At 58.6% G+C, this 18,630-nt stretch carries 14 protein-coding genes and 1 pseudogene; 6 read left to right on the top strand and 9 right to left on the bottom strand.

The genetic code is table 11. The features are described from left to right. Window positions 1-48 precede the first annotated feature (48 nt). From IT444_04215 to IT444_04190, 6 genes and pseudogenes are all read right to left on the bottom strand, one after another. A pseudogene (locus IT444_04215) lies at window positions 49-168 on the bottom strand (prepilin-type N-terminal cleavage/methylation domain-containing protein). 110 nt (window positions 169-278) lie between these two features. Then, window positions 279-2,129 (bottom strand): ABC transporter ATP-binding protein, encoded by a 1,851-nt coding sequence (locus IT444_04210; protein MCC7191969.1) that lies wholly within the window; start codon window positions 2,127-2,129, stop codon window positions 279-281. 170 nt (window positions 2,130-2,299) lie between these two features. After that, entirely contained in the window at window positions 2,300-3,625 is a 1,326-nt protein-coding gene (gene aroA / locus IT444_04205) for a 3-phosphoshikimate 1-carboxyvinyltransferase (GenBank protein MCC7191968.1), read from the bottom strand. Between the two features lie 106 nt (window positions 3,626-3,731). Beyond that, window positions 3,732-4,052, bottom strand: coding sequence for a co-chaperone GroES (locus IT444_04200; GenBank protein MCC7191967.1), 321 nt, complete (start codon window positions 4,050-4,052; stop codon window positions 3,732-3,734). Between the two features lie 104 nt (window positions 4,053-4,156). Then, window positions 4,157-4,663, bottom strand: a complete 507-nt coding sequence (locus IT444_04195) for a molybdenum cofactor biosynthesis protein MoaB (protein ID MCC7191966.1) — start codon at window positions 4,661-4,663, stop codon at window positions 4,157-4,159. Between the two features lie 45 nt (window positions 4,664-4,708). Beyond that, window positions 4,709-7,450, bottom strand: a complete 2,742-nt coding sequence (locus IT444_04190) for a beta-galactosidase (GenBank protein ID MCC7191965.1) — start codon at window positions 7,448-7,450, stop codon at window positions 4,709-4,711. A 186-nt stretch (window positions 7,451-7,636) separates the two neighbouring features. Between IT444_04190 and IT444_04185 the strand changes: the two genes are divergently transcribed. Beyond that, window positions 7,637-9,412 carry a TolC family protein gene (locus IT444_04185; GenBank protein ID MCC7191964.1) on the top strand — a complete coding sequence of 592 codons (1,776 nt, stop codon included), beginning with the start codon at window positions 7,637-7,639 and terminating at the stop codon, window positions 9,410-9,412. Between the two features lie 178 nt (window positions 9,413-9,590). Further along, complete coding sequence (locus IT444_04180) at window positions 9,591-11,111, top strand: efflux RND transporter periplasmic adaptor subunit (protein MCC7191963.1); 1,521 nt, start codon at window positions 9,591-9,593, stop codon at window positions 11,109-11,111. A gap of 67 nt (window positions 11,112-11,178) precedes the next feature. On the opposite strand, the gene IT444_04175 is transcribed toward IT444_04180, so the two are convergent. The 3 genes from IT444_04175 to queG all read right to left on the bottom strand — a co-directional run bounded on the left by IT444_04175 (window position 11,179) and on the right by queG (window position 14,741). Further along, complete coding sequence (locus IT444_04175) at window positions 11,179-12,795, bottom strand: fumarate hydratase C-terminal domain-containing protein (protein MCC7191962.1); 1,617 nt, start codon at window positions 12,793-12,795, stop codon at window positions 11,179-11,181. Between the two features lie 147 nt (window positions 12,796-12,942). Continuing rightward, window positions 12,943-13,458, bottom strand: a complete 516-nt coding sequence (locus IT444_04170; protein MCC7191961.1) for an NADH-quinone oxidoreductase subunit C — start codon at window positions 13,456-13,458, stop codon at window positions 12,943-12,945. A gap of 107 nt (window positions 13,459-13,565) precedes the next feature. Beyond that, the gene (queG, locus tag IT444_04165; GenBank protein ID MCC7191960.1) at window positions 13,566-14,741 is read right to left on the bottom strand and encodes a tRNA epoxyqueuosine(34) reductase QueG; all 1,176 of its coding nucleotides are present in this window, start codon (window positions 14,739-14,741) and stop codon (window positions 13,566-13,568) included. A gap of 176 nt (window positions 14,742-14,917) precedes the next feature. Between queG and IT444_04160 the strand changes: the two genes are divergently transcribed. The 4 genes from IT444_04160 (at window position 14,918) to nuoF (ending at window position 18,506) form a co-directional block, all read left to right on the top strand. Next, on the top strand, window positions 14,918-16,207 hold the full coding sequence (locus IT444_04160) for an NADH-quinone oxidoreductase subunit D (GenBank protein MCC7191959.1): 1,290 nt from the start codon (window positions 14,918-14,920) through the stop codon (window positions 16,205-16,207). 120 nt (window positions 16,208-16,327) lie between these two features. Then, entirely contained in the window at window positions 16,328-16,852 is a 525-nt protein-coding gene (nuoE, locus tag IT444_04155; protein ID MCC7191958.1) for an NADH-quinone oxidoreductase subunit NuoE, read from the top strand. Window positions 16,853-16,897: 45 nt separating this feature from the next. Continuing rightward, a complete protein-coding gene (locus tag IT444_04150) occupies window positions 16,898-17,095 on the top strand; it encodes a hypothetical protein (GenBank protein MCC7191957.1) in 198 nt (65 codons plus the stop codon). Between the two features lie 46 nt (window positions 17,096-17,141). Further along, window positions 17,142-18,506 (top strand): NADH-quinone oxidoreductase subunit NuoF, encoded by a 1,365-nt coding sequence (gene nuoF / locus IT444_04145; GenBank protein MCC7191956.1) that lies wholly within the window; start codon window positions 17,142-17,144, stop codon window positions 18,504-18,506. The last annotated feature ends 124 nt before the right edge of the window (window positions 18,507-18,630 follow it).

Genomic DNA, 18,630 nt, shown 5'->3' with positions numbered 1-18,630 from the left:
AGCGATACCGATACCCAACTGATGCAGGCTGCCGCCGCAGAGTGTGAGCCGTGCGGTCTTTCTAGCTGCGCTCATCGCTGGGAGCAGGATGCCGATGAGTACCGCGATGATGCTGATGACAACGAGCAATTCAATGAGCGTAAAGCCAGGGTTGCGACGACGAAGCATGGGATTGTCCGGAAAGCGTGTCAGTTCGTGCGGTCAGCATCAATAGCGGCAGAGTTCATGCACTCGTACACAATAGGTCGTCTGATCCGGGCGGGTGAACGATCCTGCATCTACGCCGTGGCGATGGGTTGTAACTGCGTCTGGATCATCACCTGATAAGTACTGCATCGTTGCAGGAGTTCCGCGTGGCGGCCCTGATCCACAACTTTGCCATCGGCCATGACCACAATCATGTCCGCGTCCACGACCGTGCTGAGGCGGTGGGCGATGATAAAAATAGTTCGTCCACGATGCAGATTGCGTATCGCCTGGTTGATCTTGGCCTCTGAGTCAGCGTCGATCTGGCTGGTGGCTTCGTCGAGAATCAGAATGGTCGGATCGCGCAGCGCAGCACGGGCGATGCTTAGCCGCTGTCGTTGCCCGCCTGACAAACCGCTGCCGTCTTCACCCAGCACGGTCTGATATCCCTGCGGCTTGCTGAGAATGAACTCCTCCGCATGAGCGGTGCGAGCAGCGGAGATGATCCGCTCATTTGATTCAAACCGGCGGCCATAGGCGATGTTGTCTGCGATCGTGCCCTCGAAAAGCACGGTCTGCTGCGTCACCAGAGCCATCTGCTGACGAAGGCTGCGGAGATCGGTCTTGGCAATGTCCTGGCCGTCAATGAGTATCCGCCCTGAGGTGGGTTCAAAGAGACGAGGCAGAAGATTCAGCAGCGTCGTTTTACCTGAACCGTTGGCCCCGACGATGGCGACGATCCGGCCATAGGGGATGGTCAGACTCACACCGTTGAGTGCATCACGTGTCTGACCGGGATAACGGAAGTGGATGTCTTCAAAAACGACGCTCTGCTGGTGACGGGGCAGCAGAGGTAGAGATTTATCAGCATCAACGCCGGTAGGCTCGACCGGGAGATTGACCACGTTGAAAATGCGCTCAGCAGCTGCAGCCGATTCGTTGAGTTGATTGTTGAGGCCCGCAAGCGGTTTGAGGCTGCCTGCGCCGGCCGCGAGTAACGCCAGCACGGTGATGAGCACCTGCGGTTCGAAGTTATGCCGGAAAACAACCCACGCTGCGACGCTGGCCGCGAGAATCATGCCGATGATCGAGAGCGTATCCACAGCCGGGCCGGCGAGAGCCTTTGCCTGACGCATCCTGATTTCCTCGTTGTACAGCGCGCGATTCACCTGGCGAAACCTGCGTCGTTCATAGCCCTCCGCACTATGCACCTTCACCACCATCAGCCCGCCTAAAGCCTCCTTCACCGCGCGGACCATGTGGGCACGCTGGAGCATCGCCCGCTTAGAAGCACGGCGGATGCGCTTGCCCAGCTTGCGCATCAGGATGCCGATAGGAGGAGCTACCACCAACCCCACCAGAGTCAACTGCCAGTTGAGGATCAGCGCCACGAGGATCGCGAAAAAGCCGTTGAGGATCGCCGATGCCGTTTTGTCCAGCAGCGCGAGATAGCCCGCACTGAGGATGTAAACGTCGTTGTTGATCCGTGAAATGTGGTCCGCAGTCCCCGTGCGGAGCACTTCCGTGGTCGGGCTGTGGATGAGCCGACGGAACATGCGGCCGCGCCATACCAGCGACACGCGGCCGACGATGGTGACGATGCTGAACTCGTGGATATATCGCCCGATACTGCCGATCACGGTGAGCAAACCAATGATCATGAGAACGATCAGAAACCCCTGGAAGCGGTCGTCGGGGACGATTTGCGCCAGTACAAGTGCCGCGTCACGCAACGGGCCGATGGCGTTGGGCTTGTTGGCGTATTTTTCGAGGAGTCTCGGAAGGGAATAACCCTCGCCGAGGAAAAAGTAAACCATCGGCAGCACCATGCCTAGCCCCGCGCCGAAACACGCCGCCGACAGCAACGCGCCGCCCAGTGCCACGCCTAGCTGCGGCTTGTACCCCAGCAGAACTTTGGTGCTTTTCCAGAAGGGGTCACGCATGCGGGAGAGTCAGGTTAATAGGGGTTGCCGATTCGTCTCCCCGTACACGGATAGGGGAGTGGTTGGGTGCGTGTTCATGCTCTGATTGCCAGCCACGGATCAACGATCAACGATGTCCGACAAGGAATGACATTTCCTTCAGACATCGGTTGCTGACAACTCCCCGAAACTCATGCGGGGTGTTTGCGCAAGAGGTCAAGATACTCGAAAAACTCCGGGAACGTCTTCTCGACGCAGGCGGGATCATTGATGACGACGCCGCGTGACCGCAAGCCGACGACGGCGAAACTCATAGCCATGCGGTGATCGTTATAGGTGTCGATCGCCCCCGGCTTCAACGGGCCGTCGGGAGGCTCGATATAGAGATCATCTCCTTCGACATCCACCGAGGCACCGAGTTTGGTCAGCTCATTTTGCAAAGCTGCGAGCCGGTCGGTTTCCTTGACGCGGAGATTGCCGATATTTCGGATTGTCGTCGGACCACGAGCAAACAGTGCCACCGCCGCGAGTGTCTGCGCCATGTCAGGCATGTGGTTGAGATCAATGTCGATACCGCGCAGAGCCTCGCCTTCCGGCGGGCCGATGACGGTAATGAAATCTCGGCCGTACAACATCCCCGCACCCATCTGCTGAAGAACGTCGGCAAACCCTACATCACCCTGCACGCTTCCCTTGCCCAGTCCTTCGATCGTGCATCGACTGCCGGGAATCACGGCGGCTGCGGCGAGGAAATAGCTGGCATTCGACGCATCAGGCTCGATGTCGTACTCCGTACCGCGATAGGTTCCTGGCTTGACATGGATGCGAGTGAAGTTCGGATCGACTTCGACTTGTCCGCCGAATCGCTCCATGGTTGCCAGCGTCATCTCTACGTAAGGCCGACTGGTCACGGGGCCGTTGAAACGCAGCGTCAGGCCGTTTTCACAATACGGACCAATCTGGAGGAGAGCCGAGAGGTACTGGCTCGAAAGCGTCGGAGCCATGAGCAGGTCCGCATTGCGCAGGGCTGAGCCTTTGACACGCAGCGGAGGAAAGCCGGACTGTCCGAGATATTCCACGTCGCCGCCGATGCTGCGCAGCGGATCTACGAGTTGACCGATTGGTCGCTGTCTCATGCGTTCGATGCCGTCGAGAATGTATTGACCTTCCCGTCGGGTGGCGTCACGGCTGGTCCCCAGACAACAAGCGGCGGTGAGGAAGCGATACGCTGTGCCTGCGTTACCGAGGTTTAATTCCGCGGTTCGGGCGGGAATGGAACCGCCTCGGCCACGAATGACGATGCGGTCTTCCTCCTCGACATGCTGCGGGGCAAAACCAAGCCGCTCCAACGCATCAAGCATGCGGCGGGAGTCATCCGCCAACAACGGCCCGCGCAAAATCGATTCCCCTTCCGCCAGCGCAGCCAGCAGCAGCACACGGTTGGTCAGACTCTTTGATCCCGGCGGCCGAACCGTAGCGCGAAACCGGGTGATGGGTTCAATGGAAAGCGATTTCACGGCGAGATTCTAAGGACTATCGAGCACGCAGGCATCATCTCGTATCGGCGATCAGCAAAACTTCTGCAAGCGCGAAGTGTTTACCGTCCCCAATCAATTCAATGGGTTACTTCTGCTTTCGGAACACAGCCACGATGTTTTCGATGGGAACGACGAACAAGCGGTTGTCACCCTCGAAATCGACGGGGATGGCATCTTTGGGCGAAAAGAGCACACGGTCGTATTGGGCGACGGGATAGTTTGAGTCCTGTGAAATCTCGGCTGACACTGCGACGATCCTGCCCGTCAGCGTGGGAATCTCGATCTTGTCAGGCAGGTGGATGCCGGACTTTGTCTGCTTTTTATCCTCATCTTTGCGCAGGAGTACCCGTTTGCCGATAGGCTCGACGGTTTCGAGAGTTTTGGTTGGCTTGACTGATTCATTCATAGACATCGCATTGTAGCGGAGACTTTCTTTTCTCTCCCGAAGCTGTGAATGAGGCGAGCGAAATTACAACCCATCGCTGTCACGAGCGGCGGTTTAGGCAGCTCTTACCGCTTGCGTTCCCAGACCAGGTGTGACAGTTCGGGGGCGATGAGCTTTTCCATGGCGAGCCGCACAGCTTTGGTCGATCCGGGCATCGCAAAGATCAAGGTCTCACCCGCCAGCCCGCCGATTGCCCGGCTGAGCATGGCCGCTGCGCCCACCTGCTCCCAACTGAGCATGCGAAACAACTCGCCGAAGCCGTCCAGTTTTTTGTCGATCAGTCGTTCGACCACTTCGATGGTCGTATCTCGTCTGGCGATGCCGGTTCCACCCGTGCAGAGGATCGCATGGATTTCCGTCCTGGCAAGCCATGCCCGGAGTTGCGTGTCGATTTGAGAGGGTTCGTCTTTGACGATGGCGTATTCCCCGATCGCATGACCCGATGCCTCGAGCGCAGCACGGATCGTCTTGCCGCCCTCGTCGGTTGCTTGGTTCCGTGTGTCGCTGATCGTGAGGATTGCGCAGGTAGCGGACTGGCCTTTGGCTTTTTCGCGGTGTTCCTGGGTGGACATATTTTCCTTCGCCGGTGATCGCTCCCCTGAGTCAGGGAGCAACGGCTACTCTCCGTAAGGCCCCATCGCGTCATACACCAGCCGACAACGGCTCGGTGATCGGCCGTGCTCATCAAAAATCATCAACTCATTCACCCCGTCCGTTTTGAGCCACGGTTCGGGCAGATAGTATCGCTCCTGAGGCGGTACGGATTGGCCTCCTTGAGTGGCCACGAAGTATCGTCCGAGGTTTCGTCCATTCAAAAATATCTGACCCTTGCTCAAGCCCGCAGGCTCCAGCCAGAGGGGCGTCACAGCACTCTTGACGCGGAACTCCGTGCGATACCAGCACGGCCCGGATGCGCCTTTCTTCCCCTTGCCGAAGTCATCCGCCGCAGGCGGCTCCCACGGCGTGAAAGCCCATTCTGCCTCATCAGTGAGGTTGGTCGCGGTATCGTAGAGCGTGACGTGATCCAGCACGTTGACTTTGCTTTCCCATTTGGAAAAGAGAGCCAGTTTCAGCTCGTTCTGTCCGTTGCGTAAAACCTCAGGCGCGATCACATGCCGCAGCCGCCCGGAGCAACAGCCGTTGTCGTATCCAGCCACGGGAGTGTCATTGACGAGCACCAATACCCGCATCGGCAGGCCGTTGATATCGAGCACCAGCGGCTTTTTCGCTGCCTTGAATTTCCACGTGAGCGTATCGGTAGGGTTTTGCTCTCCGCGCCGGGCGAAGGTGAAAACACCACCCAGAGCGAACAGATCAGGCGTTCTTGACGCAACAACCTGCGGTTTACCCAGGCGGATCGGGCGAACTTCATAGATGTCGCCAAAGAGTCCCTTCTTTTCACCAAGCAACCAGCCGAAGCAGTACCTGCCGAGATTATCCGCCAGCACTACGGTGGTTTTGTCGAGTTTGATATTTGTCGGGTTCCACTCAGCTCCGGGGCCGGCCCCGATGACGCCATCGAGTTTGCCGTGAGTGAAGAAATGCAGCCGGTCACCGCTGTGCGGGGCGAGTCCGGATGAGGTCGCCTGCGCCGACTTTCGGGTAAGTCGATACCAGCCGTAACCAAAGTTCTGTCCCAGTGATTCGAGGCTCGCGGGGCCGTCGATGAGTTTGAAATCTTCCGAGGCTCCGGTGATCAGGTGTTGAAGCGACGCGGAGGACCACTCGCCTAATTTCGGAGCTGCTGCGGTCTTCTCGACTTTCGGTGTGATCCGCTTAGTGTCGCCGGCCAGCGAGATCATCGTCATCGACGCCCAGCCTTCTCGCGGTAACGGAAGATTCTTTTCGTCCAGCTCCGCAGCACCGACCACCAGACCGGTCGGCAGCGGATAGGCGGCATCCACCTGCTCTTCGTTGAGAACGACGACCGTCCAGTCTTCATGCCGTTCAACCAGCGGCGAGTGACCCGAAGGCACCTTCACCGTAAGAGGAGACTCATTGATGGAAATCAAACCTTCCGCGCCGGCAGGCCCGAAAAGCACGAGCATTTTCTTTTCGATGATCGCCCACGGCCGGAGGTTGGTATGCGTCAGGCGTGATGTGCCGTCGAGATTCGCATCGACAACGAACCACGCCACGCGATCACGTCCGAGAGGCACGTTCAGCGTCAGGCCGTTGGGCAGCAGCATTCCGACGGTTTGTCGCGTCTCGTTCCTGCCCTTGAACAGAAACACAACCTGCCCCTGCGGACCCTGTTGATGGACGACACTCAGCGAATGGTCGTCATCCGTCAAGGCGAACGCTGCATGAGTGTGTTCAGCGTTGAAACTCGCAAAAACATGACCGAAGTGGGAAGCAAAGGTGCTGATACGTTTAGCTGCGTAATACTTTTCGCCTCGCCCGCCTGCTTCGCGCAGCGGGGCGTCATAGTCGTAACTGGCGGTGAGGTACGCTCCACCCGGCAGGCTGTCGCCGCCGAGATTTCGTCCACCGTAGAAGCCGAAGTTCGTCCCGCCGTGGAACATGTAGAGGTTGTATTGCGCGCCGCTGGCGAGAATCTGAGCGAGCCGGTAGAGATTCCATTGCGCATCGAATCGGGTGTGGTGTTCCCGGCCCCAGGCATCAAACCAACCCGGCCAGAACTCCGTCACGATTCGTGGCGCAGTCGGCTGGATCAGTCGCAGTTGACGCAGGTCAGCCGCGAGATGTTCATTCGCGTTCCAGGTGTCGATCGTGCCTTCCACACGCTGCCACAGATTGTTGCAGGCGTTGATCGGCACATCGCAGCCGCTTTCCCGCAGATAGCGCACGATCTCGCGGAGGTAACTATCAGCCTGCGCGGGGTTGTGGCAAAGCCATTCATTTTCGGCCTGCACCATGATGATCGGCCCGCCGCTGCCGCTGGTACGGCCGGCCGGCATTGATGATTGCTGAAGATCTTTGACCTGTTCAAAGACTTCGCCGAGATAGCGTGCGCAGGCTTCAAGAAACGGGCCGTTGGCTTCGCGCAGCTTGATCCCCTCGACCTTGTGCAGCCACGCAGGCAGGCCGCCGAAGTCCCACTCCGCACAGATGTAGGGCCCCGGTCGGAGAATGCAATACATCCCTTCCTCAGCGATGAGTTTTACGAATGCGCGGAGGTCTGCATCACCCTCAAAATTAAATACGCCGGGCTTTGGCTCATGGACATTCCAGAAGCAGTAGGTCTCGATACAGTTGAGTCCCGCCTGCTTCGCGGCGCGGATGCGTGATCGCCAAAGCTCGTGCGGAGTGCGCGTGTAGTGGATGGCTCCACTGACCAGCCAGATGCGCTTGCCGTCAACCTGAAAGCTCTGGCCGTCAAAACTTACGGTTGGCATGGGTACTCCATTGAAAAGAAAATCCGGGTTGTCTTACGATTCTTGGTCATGAAAATAGGATGTCCACGCGGGCTTCGCAAAAAGGGAGCAGGCCTGTGCAGAGCCGGAGAGATGCGGGCATCTGCCATTTCCACACTCCGGGCCGGGTAGTTCAACGCCTGTTGTGATCGTCGTTAGAATGACTCAATGCGACGTTTCGTATTTGTGCTCCTTGCATCGGCCATCCTGATTCTTCCGAGCTGTGAAAACGCGCGGCAGACCGCGATCGACCGCGAGGTCGAGCGACTCCTGAGTCAGGAGAGGGAATACTCACTCGGTCCCGATCAACCATACGACCGCCGACCTATTCCGGATCGCGTGGTGGATGATCGGGGAGGCAACGATCAATACCGGACAAAGCTCAAATCGCGCAATCCGTTGGCCGCTGACCTACCCGCCAGACCTGCCACCACCAGGCCGTCCACCCGGCCGGCAACCCAGCCATCGACCGAAGCGCCGGCGGATGCGATGTCGCTCAATCTTGAGCGTGCGCTGTCTTACGCCATCGCCAACGCGCCGGAGTACCGCAATCGCAAGGAGGAGCTGTTTCTCGCATCGCTCAACCTTCTCATCGAAAGACATCTCTGGGGTCCGCGCTTTTTCGACACCATTACTGCACAGGCCCGCGGCACGCCTGAGAGCGGTGACCACGAACAGGCAGTGGATCTGATCAACTCTTTCGGCGTCACGCAGCGACTGCCTTACGGCGGATCGGTGTCCGCCGGTGCACTCGTGACATTCACCGAGCAGTTACGGCTGGCGAGTAACAACGACACGCAGACCGCGCAGCTTTTTCTGACCGGGAATCTGCCGCTGTTGCGCGGCGCAGGTCAGGCGGCACGGGAAGACCTGATCCAGGCGGAGCGCAATCTCGTTTACGCCGGTCGCGCCTTCGAGAATTTCCGCAGGGAGTTCCTTGTTGATATTTCGACTCGGTATTACGATCTGCTCCGCAAGCAGAGCGAGATTCAGAACGTCCGCCGCCAGCTCGAAAACTTTGACTGGCTGGAGCGGCGCACCGCGGCATTCGCCCGCGCCGGACGGATTGCCGTTTTTGAGGTCCAGCGAGCCGAACAGGAATCGCTCTTTGCCCGCAACAATCTCATCATCGTCCGCGACCAGTACACATCCCAGGTCGATGCCTTCAAACTCCTGCTGGGAATCCCCACCGATCAACCGCTGATCATTGAGCCTTCCGAAGTTGTGCTGCCGGAGCCGGCGATTGATCCGGAGGAGGCGGTGGCATCCGCGACCAAGTACCGGCTTGATCTGCAAACGCTCAGCGATCGTGTGGACGACGCACGGCGGCGCATCGATGTGGCGAAAAACACGGTGCTGCCTGATGTCAACCTTTTTGCCGATCTCCGGGGCAACACCGATCCGCTCAAGCGTCGTCCCAATCTGAAAATCGACGCGGGCGCGAGCACCTACGCGGCAGGGGTGGAAGTCGGCCTGCCGCTGGACCGACGGATCGAAGAACTCCAGGTTCGTCAGGCGACGGTGGATTATGAACGTGCTGCACGGACCTTCACACTTGAGAGCAACCGTGTAGTGCTCGATGTGCGGCAGAGTATTCGTGCCATCGAACAGGCGCGACTGTCGCTGGAGCTTCAGAGCCGGAACATCGAGGTGGCCGACCGACGATTGCGCGGTGTGCTGCTGCGGCTGGCGACACTGGGGCCGCGTGACTTCATCGAAGCCCAGGATCGCCTGCTTCAGGCGCGTAATCGACGCGACCAGGCATTGCGTGATTTGCGTGTGAGCATCCTCAATTACCTGCTCGATACCGGGCAGATGCGCATCACCTCGGATGGACATTGGCAGCCGCCGGGCAAACTGGTGGTGACAGCCACTGCGGTGCAGGAACAACAATCAGACAACCCACAGGCGATTGATCCGGGTGTGCCACAGATCGATCCTTGAAAAGGGGATGCCATCCAGCGGATCGGGTGAGGTTGATCCGTTTATCGCTCAAATAATTCGGTTTTTGCCTACGAATGCGGCCGTCCAGCCGCTATGAGAGAAGTAAAGCGTTTGCGTAATATCCGCCCGATTGAGTCGTTGTGCCGACTAAAATGAAAATAGAAAGATTTGGTTTGTCATGACTGCGATTGATCGTAACTCGATGGATGTTTCTACCCGCCGAAAACCCCGTCTGCTGTGGGTTGCCCTCGCAGCCGGTGCCTTGGTAATCGGTCTGGCGTTGGTGATGGGAATTACCCGATCCGCCGATGCTCCGAATGCGACACCTCTACTAAGCGGCAGCCCGACGTGGTTTGAAGTGACCCGTCGTAGTTTTGATTTGACCGTGATCGCCGCCGGTGAACTCGAAGCCAAAAAGAAGGTGGATGTTAAATCCGAGATCGACGGCACGGCCACCATCGAAGACATCATCCCTGAAGGCACGCGCGTCAAAGCGGGTGATACGCTTGTGAAGTTCGCGGATGATGAGATCAAGACGAAAATCGAGGAAGAACTCCTGAGTGTGGAAAAGGCGTCCGCGGAAAATGTCGCCGCGGAGCAGGCACTGGCGATCCAGGAAAATGAATCAGCCAGTGACATCAAAGCGGCACAGTTGAAGTTGACACTGGCGGAGCTGGATTTCGCCAAATGGCAGAAGGGCAGCGACCCGCAGCAGCAGCGCGATCTGACGCTGGCCCTGGAAAAAGCCAAACGCGCGCTCGACCGCGCCAAAGATGACCTGGCACTGTCAGAACAGTTGTTCACGGAAAACTTCATCAGCAAAAACGAGCGCGACGATGACCGCACCAAGCTGCTCGAAGCAGAAAGCGATCTGGCCACTGCGGAATTAAACGTACAGGTTTATGATTCCTTTACCCGTCCGAAAGAGGAAAAGCAGTTCACCTCTGATGTGGAGCAGGCCCGCGCGGAGTTGGAGCGAACCAAGCGAAAAGCTGACAGCGATTTGGAACGGCTGCGCGCCGATTTACAGAGCAAGAGCCGCAGTTACAAGATTCGCGAGGATCGCCTTGCGAAATGGCGTGACCAACTCACCAAAACGGTCATCAAGGCTCCCGAAGACGGCCTGGTGGTTTATACGACCTCGATCGGGCCGGCTTGGCGTCGTCAGTCGCCGATGTCGCAGGGGCGGCAGGTTCGTACAGGCGAGGCGATCCTGATTCTTCCCGATACGCGACAGATGGTCGCTGCGCTCAAAGTCAATGAAGCCCTCATCGGTAAAGTAAAACTCGATCAACCCGTCAGCGTGACCATCGACGCTCTGGGCCCCAAGCCGCTCAACGGCGTAGTAAGCCAGATCAACGTGACGGCGGACGATGGCGGATTTATGAACCCCGACCTGCGTGAATACGTGGTGCGTGTGGATTTGCCGCCGAACATCGAAACACTCAAGCCTGCGATGCGTGCTTCAGGGCAGATAAAACTTGGTAAAGTCGAAAACGCCATCACGGTGCCGGTGCAGGCGATTTTCTCCGAAGGATCGGAGCGGTTCTGCTATCTCCCCGACGGCCTCGGCGTGCGGAAGCAGCCGGTCAAGGTCGGCCGGGCGAGCGAGGTTTTCGCGGAAGTGACGAACGGATTGAACGAGGGCGACCGCGTACTGCTGCGCAAACCCGGTGCAGGTGAAATCAGGAAACTGTAAAGAACGGGATGCCGCAGATCGGCCGCAGCATCATTCTGCAATTCTGAACCGAATCCTGCATCGCCCGTCACATCAGTTCCGCAAAGAAGTCGTTGCCCTTGTCGTCCACGATGATGAACGCGGGGAAGTCCACGACTTCAATTTTTCGGATTGCTTCCATGCCCAGCTCTTCAAAGTCGATCAGTTCGACCTTTTTGATGTTTGTCTGCGCGAGGATCGCAGCCGGCCCGCCGATCGAGCCGAGGTAAAACCCTCCATGTTTTTTGCACGCTTGGGTGACCGCCTTGGAGCGATTGCCTTTGGCGAGCATGACCATACTGCCGCCGTGGCTCTGGAACAGATCAACAAAGCTGTCCATGCGCCCCGCGGTGGTCGGCCCGAATGATCCGGTCGGCATGCCTTCCGGTGTCTTGGCGGGACCGGCGTAATAGACGGGATGATCCTTGAAATACGACGGCATTGGCTGGCCGGCGTCGAGCATCTGCTTCACTCTCGCGTGTGCTGCATCGCGGGCGACGATCATTGTCCCCGTCAGGCTCAGGCGCGTCTTGATGGGGAACTGACTGAGAATCTTCCGAACCTTGTCCATGCCGATATTCAGGTCGATCTTCACGGGCGGCGCAGCTTCCGGGGCATGAGCGGGAAGATATTTGGCCGGGTTGACCTCAAGCTGTTCGATGAACACACCGTCGCGGGTGATCTTGCCTTTGATCTGACGGTCAGCCGAGCATGAGACCCCCAGGCCGATGGGACAACTCGCCGCATGTCGGGGCAGGCGGATGACTCGTGCATCGTGGGCGAAATACTTTCCGCCGAATTGTGCGCCGATGCGCGATTCCTGTGCGATTTTGAGCAGTCGTTCTTCCCACTCACGATCGCGGAATGCCCGTCCGCCGGCCGAACCGGACGTGGGCAACGTGTCGAGGTATCGCGCGGAAGCGAGCTTCACCGTTTTGAGATTGGTTTCGGCACTGGTTCCGCCGATGACCAGTGCCAGGTGATAGGGCGGACACGCAGCCGTGCCGAGATCTTTGAGCTTGGTCTTGAGGAACGCGGTCAGATCAGCTTCGTTGAGTACCGCCGGGGTCTGTTGATAGAGATAGCTCTTGTTGGCTGAGCCGCCGCCCTTGGCCATGAACAGGAAGTGATATTCGTCAGCGTGGTCTTCGGAGGTGTCGGCAAGTATGTCGATCTGCGCGGGAAGATTGGTCGCGGTGTTTTTTTCCTTGAACATCTCCAGCGGCGCAAGCTGTGAATAGCGCAGATATTTTTGCTGGTAGGTGTCATAGACGCCTTCCGACAAAGCATTGGCGTCATCGAAATCAGTCAGCACCGCCCGGCCTTTTTTACCCATGATGATCGCGGTACCCGTGTCCTGACACGAAGGCAGTTGACCGGCGGCGGAAATGATCGCGTTCTGGATCTGCGTGTAGATGACGAAGCGATCATTGTCCGAAGCCTCTGGATCAGCCAGTTCGTCATGCAACTGCTGGAGATGTCCCGGACGGAAAAAGAAAGCCATGTCGATGAACGCCTGCTTTGCCAGCACGCGCAACGCTTCAGGCGCAACTTGCAGCAACTTTTTGCCGTTGACGTTGATTTCCGCGACGCCTTCGCCGCTGAGCCGGCGGTAAGGCGTGTCGTCGTGTACGAGCTGGAATGTCGGTTCGTAGGTAAAAGGCATCGCTGTCCTCAATGTAGTTTGCAGAGGAGTAAATCGAATCCCAGAGAATAACCTCGCCTTGAAGGCGTTGCATCATCAACAGCGATGGTTGTCTGGTGATGCGTCGCTGGCCGTGCGGTCGTCGAGCAGGCGGGCAAGCGCTGCGTGTTACACCGGGTAGTCCGGCTGCTGCTGCCAGTCGAGCTCATAAGTGCCCGGGATGCCGTGGTACTCGCGTGGGAAAACGTAGTCCTTGCGGAGCGGATACCCCTCCCAGTCCTCAGGCAGGAGAATGCGACGCAGATCGGTGTGGCCGGGGAAGGTGATGCCCATCATGTCGTAGGCTTCGCGCTCATGCCAATCCGCGGCAGGCCAGAGGTCCATCACCGACGGAATCACCGCGACATTGCGATCCACGTACACCTTCACCGCGAACCAGTGCTTGTGCGTCATGGAGTAGAGGTCGTACACGCAGCAAAACTGGTTGTCCGCCACGTAGTCCACCGCTGAAATGCACGCGAGAAAGTCAAAGCTCAGCTCAGGGTCGCGTTTGAGCAGCTCGGCGAGCTGTCGCCACGCATCGGCGTTCACATGCACGCGCGGGTGCTTATCCTCCGGGAAGGATTTGGTGATGGCTGAACCGAGCGAAGCGGTGAGCTTGTCGATGATCTGGGCTGGAGTCATAGGCATCCTCAATGAAGCCGGGATTCTAACGGATTTACGGTGCGCGTGGTCGGCATGATAGTGCCAGTCGCTCCCAGCCGCATCAAAATCGAGACGGTACAGCAGCGCTAATATCGCGGAATGCGCTCCAGCGTTTGGGTCGCGGTGCGGCGCAGCAGGTCTGACTCGCTCTCATCATTGGCGATAGCTGTGATTTTTGACCGTAAGAGAGCATCATCCCCCTTCAGGAGATGATTCCCTGCTGCGATTAAGGCATTGCGTTTGAGCTGGGCGAGTTTCAGCCGCTTGAGTGCGGACCGCTCAAACGCCCGCTGTCGATCCTCACTTGACCAGTTCAACACATCCAGGAGCGGCAGCGAAACTCGACGAGGTTTGTACGCAGGATGAGGGGCCTGCTGCGCGAGAGGATCAATCTGGGCATTCATCCCCGAAGTACGGTCGTGTGCAGTGTTCGTTTCCGCTTGATTGAACGGACACACTTCCTGGCAAATGTCGCATCCTGCGATCCAGTCACCCATTGCTGCTTGCAGGTCAGCCGCGATCATTCCACGGTGTTCGAGAGTCAGGTAGCTCACGCAGCGCGAGCCGTCCACGCTATACGGTGTGATGCATCCGGTCGGGCAGGCGTCGATGCAGCGCGTGCAGGTGCCGCAGTGATCCGCCACGATTTTCGGCGGCGCATCAGACGGCTGGAGCGGCAGCGTCGTGATGATCTCGCCGAGAAAAAAAAACGAGCCGAGCCGTGGGTGGATGAGCAGCGTGTGTTTGCCGATCCAGCCAAGTCCCGCGCGGTGGGCGTGCTCACGATCCAGCGTCGGCGCGGTATCCACGGCGGTTCGAAACGTATGATCCGGCCAGCGTGCTCGCAGTGCGTCCGCCAGTTCGTGCAGGCGTTTTTTCATTACCCGGTGGTAATCATCGCCATGCGCATAACGGGCGATGCGGCCAAGGGGTGCCATCACCGGATCGCTTTCATGGCGGGAACTATGCGTCGTCTGGTCCCCTGAACCGCGTCCCGCATCGGTTGGTGAGTAAAGATCTGCGACGCAGATGATCGACTTTGCGCCGGGGACCAGCACTGCGGGATCGACGCGCTTCTCGACATCCGCAGCGAGGTAGCTCATTTCGCCGTGCTTACCTTCCGCAAGCCATTGACGCAGATATTCCTGATGGGGGCTGCTCCGGGCCGGTGCGATGCCGATCATCGCAAAACCCAGCGATGCTCCGAGACGGTGGATCGCCTGAGCACGCGGCGCGAGATCATCAGTGAACGCAGCAGACATGCGGAAAGTTTAGCTGTTGTGTTTGTAGTCGTGATTTGCGAGAGGAATAGGGCGGTGAAACGGTTGGAAAATGTTTGCGATGGAAATTTCGATGGTGATGCGTTGGCACCGTCGCATAGGCTTCATTACAATGCCGCGCTTACCTCAGGGGGCGATGCCCCGCGCGGGATCTGCTCATGCCTTACGACCTCAAGCCGCTGGATGTGGACATCGAGACCACGCCGTATCTCGACGCCGACGCCGCCGCCCGTGCCGCGGGGGATCGCTGGACGCTGAACTTCGGCCCGCAGCACCCGGCAACGCACACGACGCTGCGCATCGTCTTGGAACTGGACGGCGAACGCATCGTCCGGGCTGTCCCCCACATCGGCTATCTGCATTCAGGCTTCGAAAAGCTCGGTGAACATCTCGACTACAACCAATACGTCACCATCGTCAGCCGGATGGACTACATCTCGCCGATCGCCAATGACATCGCCTGGCACGGCGCAGTGGAAAAACTTTTCGGCGTGGATATCACCCCTCGATGCAAGGTGATCCGCACCATCCTCGCGGAGCTTGGCCGGATTCAGAACCACCTGCTCTGCGTCGGTGCCGCAGCACTCGATCTGGGCGCGTTCACTGCGTTCCTCTACGGATTTAACGAACGCGAACGCATCTACGACATCGTCGAATACATTTCCGGTCAGCGGTTCCATCCCGACTACACCAGAGTCGGTGGCTTGATGCGCGACCTGCCGGATGACGAAGTTTTCAAGCGGATGGTCAAGAAGTTCATCCGTGAGCAGGCACCGCCCGCCGTCGCCGATATCGAGGTGCTCCTCAATCGCAATCGCATTTTCCGTGACCGCACGGAAGGCATCGGGGTGATCAGCGAGCAGGATGCGATTGCTTGGTCCCTTTCAGGTCCGGTCGCCCGCGCCAGCGGTGTGCGCCGCGACGTGCGCAAGGATGAGCCTTACCTCTGCTATGCCGACAACTGGGACGGTCAGGGGGCCGAGGCGGTGAAGTTCAAGGTGCCGATCATGACCACCGGCGATGTGTACGCCCGGTACAACGTCCGCCTGGAAGAAATCCGGCAGTCAATCGCGATCATCGAGCAACTCATCGACCGCATCCCGCCCGGAACGGCTGATGTCGTTCCTGACGCCAAGCTCTCCCTGCCCGAGAAGACGCAGGTGTACGGCTCGATCGAGGGATTGATCCAGCACTTTGAGATCGTGATGTGGAATCGCGGCTGGGAGGCACCTATCGCTGAGGTCTATGCCGCGCAGGAGACCGCCAACGGCGAACTGGGTTACTTCATCGTCGGAGACGGTAAGCCCCGGGCGTGGCGGGCGCGGACTCGACCGCCATCGTTTATCAATTACGCAGTGTTCCCCAAACTGATGGAAGGGCACCTGCTGGCGGACGTCGTCGCAGTGCTGGGTAGTCTGAATGTCATCGCTGCGGAACTCGACCGTTAAAAGGAAAGGCTGTCTGTCCGTTTGCCAATTTCAGCCGCGATGCGGATTCGTCGAACGGGTCCGTGACAATGGGCCGCACGCAGCGAAAAACGTGAAGACGACAGTGGAGCGCAGTAACTCATGGCTTGGATCGTTAAAAACTCCGGAGGCATGACCATCGAGCGGCGGGAAACGCCTTACCTCGATGATGCCCTTAAGCAGAAACTCGAAGCGGAACTGCTCCCGCGTTACCCGACCAGGCGGGCGGCGACGCTGCCTGTCCTGCACGCTGTGCAGGATCAACACAACTGGCTGCCGTACCAGGCGATCGAGGAGGTCGCGGCCTTTCTCGGTTTGCAGGCCTCGGAAGTGCTGGACACCGCTACGTTCTATGAAATGTTTTTTCTCCGGCCCAAGGGCAAGTACCTCATCATGCTCTGCCAGTCGATCTCGTGCGAACTGATGGGGCACAATGAGTTGATGGAGAAGATTGAGCGGAAGCTGGGAATCCACGCTGGCGAGACGACTGAGGACGGTCGTTTCACGCTGATGCACGCCGAGTGTCTCGGCTCGTGCGGTACGGCACCCTGCGGTCTGATCAATGACCGTCTGCATGAGAACATCACCGCGGAGAACTTCGAGCGGATACTGGATTCATTGACGTAACAGGCAGAGTTCCGCATGAGGTGCGGGACTTTGAGGGCCGCGTGTATGACGTGGTTCGAACAATTTTGCCGCAATATGGGGCTGATGCTGCACAACATTCGGCATCCGGAAGGGCCCCGCGATACGCAGACGACGGTCAAAAAAACCGTGGAAGAAAAAAAGCTTGACGAGACTACAACGCTGCGTCGAACCGTGATCGAGGAAGTTGAAGTTCGCAAGTCGCGGACCACGGATGATCCATGATCGACTTGCCGCGACGTTGGAAACTCGGAAGATCGGAAAACTGACCATGCCCCTTGCCGAACCAGTCCTACTTAAACGCATCCCCACGCCACCGGCGGGAAATATCCGTGACCGTCGGACGGTTTCGTATGAGCAGTTCGTCAACACGGGCGGGTATGCCGGGTTGCATAAAGCCCTGGCGATGGAACCCAAGGCTGTCATCGACATCGTCAAGGGCAGCGAGTTGCGCGGGCGCGGCGGCGCGGGCTTCCCCGCGGGTCTCAAGTGGAGCTTTCTTCCCCCGGAAGACGGCAAACGGCGGTTCCTGACCGTCAATGCGGATGAGTCCGAGCCTGGCACGTTCAAGGATCGGTTGCTGCTCGACTTCGATCCGCATCAGGTTCTCGAAGGCATCGCCATCTGCATGCACGCATGCAGACTCGACACGGCTTACATCTACATTCGCGGCGAATATCACCATCAGGCGCGTGTTCTCGAAAACGCTGTCCGCGAAGCCTACGCGAATCGCATCTTCGGAGCGGGTTCCGTGCTCAAGCAGATCAATGGCAGTGACCCCGAATGCTTTGTGCATCGCGGTGCGGGAGCGTATATCTGCGGTGAGGAAACGGGCCTGCTTGAGTCGCTGGAGGGCAAGCGCGGCTGGCCTCGCATCAAGCCGCCGTTTCCCGCGGTGGCGGGGGCGTTCGGCCGGCCGACGATCATCAACAACGTCGAAACGCTTGCGATGGTCGGACCGATCCTCGACAAAGGCGCGGACTGGTTCAAAACCATGGGTAAAGGCCGCGCTGAAGGCGTCCCGGTCACGGTGCCCGCATCGTTTGGTCCGAAACTTTTCGGAATCTCAGGTCACGTGAATACGCCCGGCGTCTATGAGGAAAACCTCGGCCTGAAAATGTCTGAGCTGATCGAGAAATACGGCGGAGGGATGCGGGGCGGCAAGAAGTTCAAGGCTGCCATCCCCGGAGGTATTTCCATGGGTGTGCTCAGCACCGATCAGTATCACGCTGAACTCGATTTCGACATCGGTAAGAAATACGCATGTCTGGGGCTGGGGACTGCGGGCGTCATCGTGATGGATGAGGACACCGACATGGTGGCTGTCGCGCGGAACATCTCGCGATTCTTCGCGCACGAGTCTTGCGGTCAATGCACGCCCTGCCGCGAAGGGACCAACTGGATGTTCAAGATGCTCACCCGCATCGAGCAGGGCGACGGCACCACCAAAGACCTCGATCTGCTGTTGGAGATCGCCGGCTCGATGGGTGCGATGCCGGGCACGACGATCTGCGGTCTGGCGGACGGGGCGAACTGGGCGGTACGCACGATCCTCAATAAATTCTGGGGTGACTTTGAAAAGCGAGTTAAAAAAGAACGCTATGTGTCGCTCGCGGTTGTGGGGGCGGGGCATTGAAAACCCGGCAGCCCGATTTGCTTGTCACTCCGTGGTCGCATGGAGCGGTGTGGTGTGAGTTTCCCTCGTTGATCCTGACGATGGAAATGGCGCGCCGCTTGCCCACTTCTCGTCTGTGTGCGGG

Source organism: Phycisphaeraceae bacterium (genome assembly GCA_020851465.1).
Lineage (GTDB): Bacteria > Planctomycetota > Phycisphaerae > Phycisphaerales > Phycisphaeraceae > JADZCR01.
The sequence above is the reverse complement of the archived record's forward strand: the minus strand, read 5'-3'. Positions and strand labels throughout refer to the sequence as shown.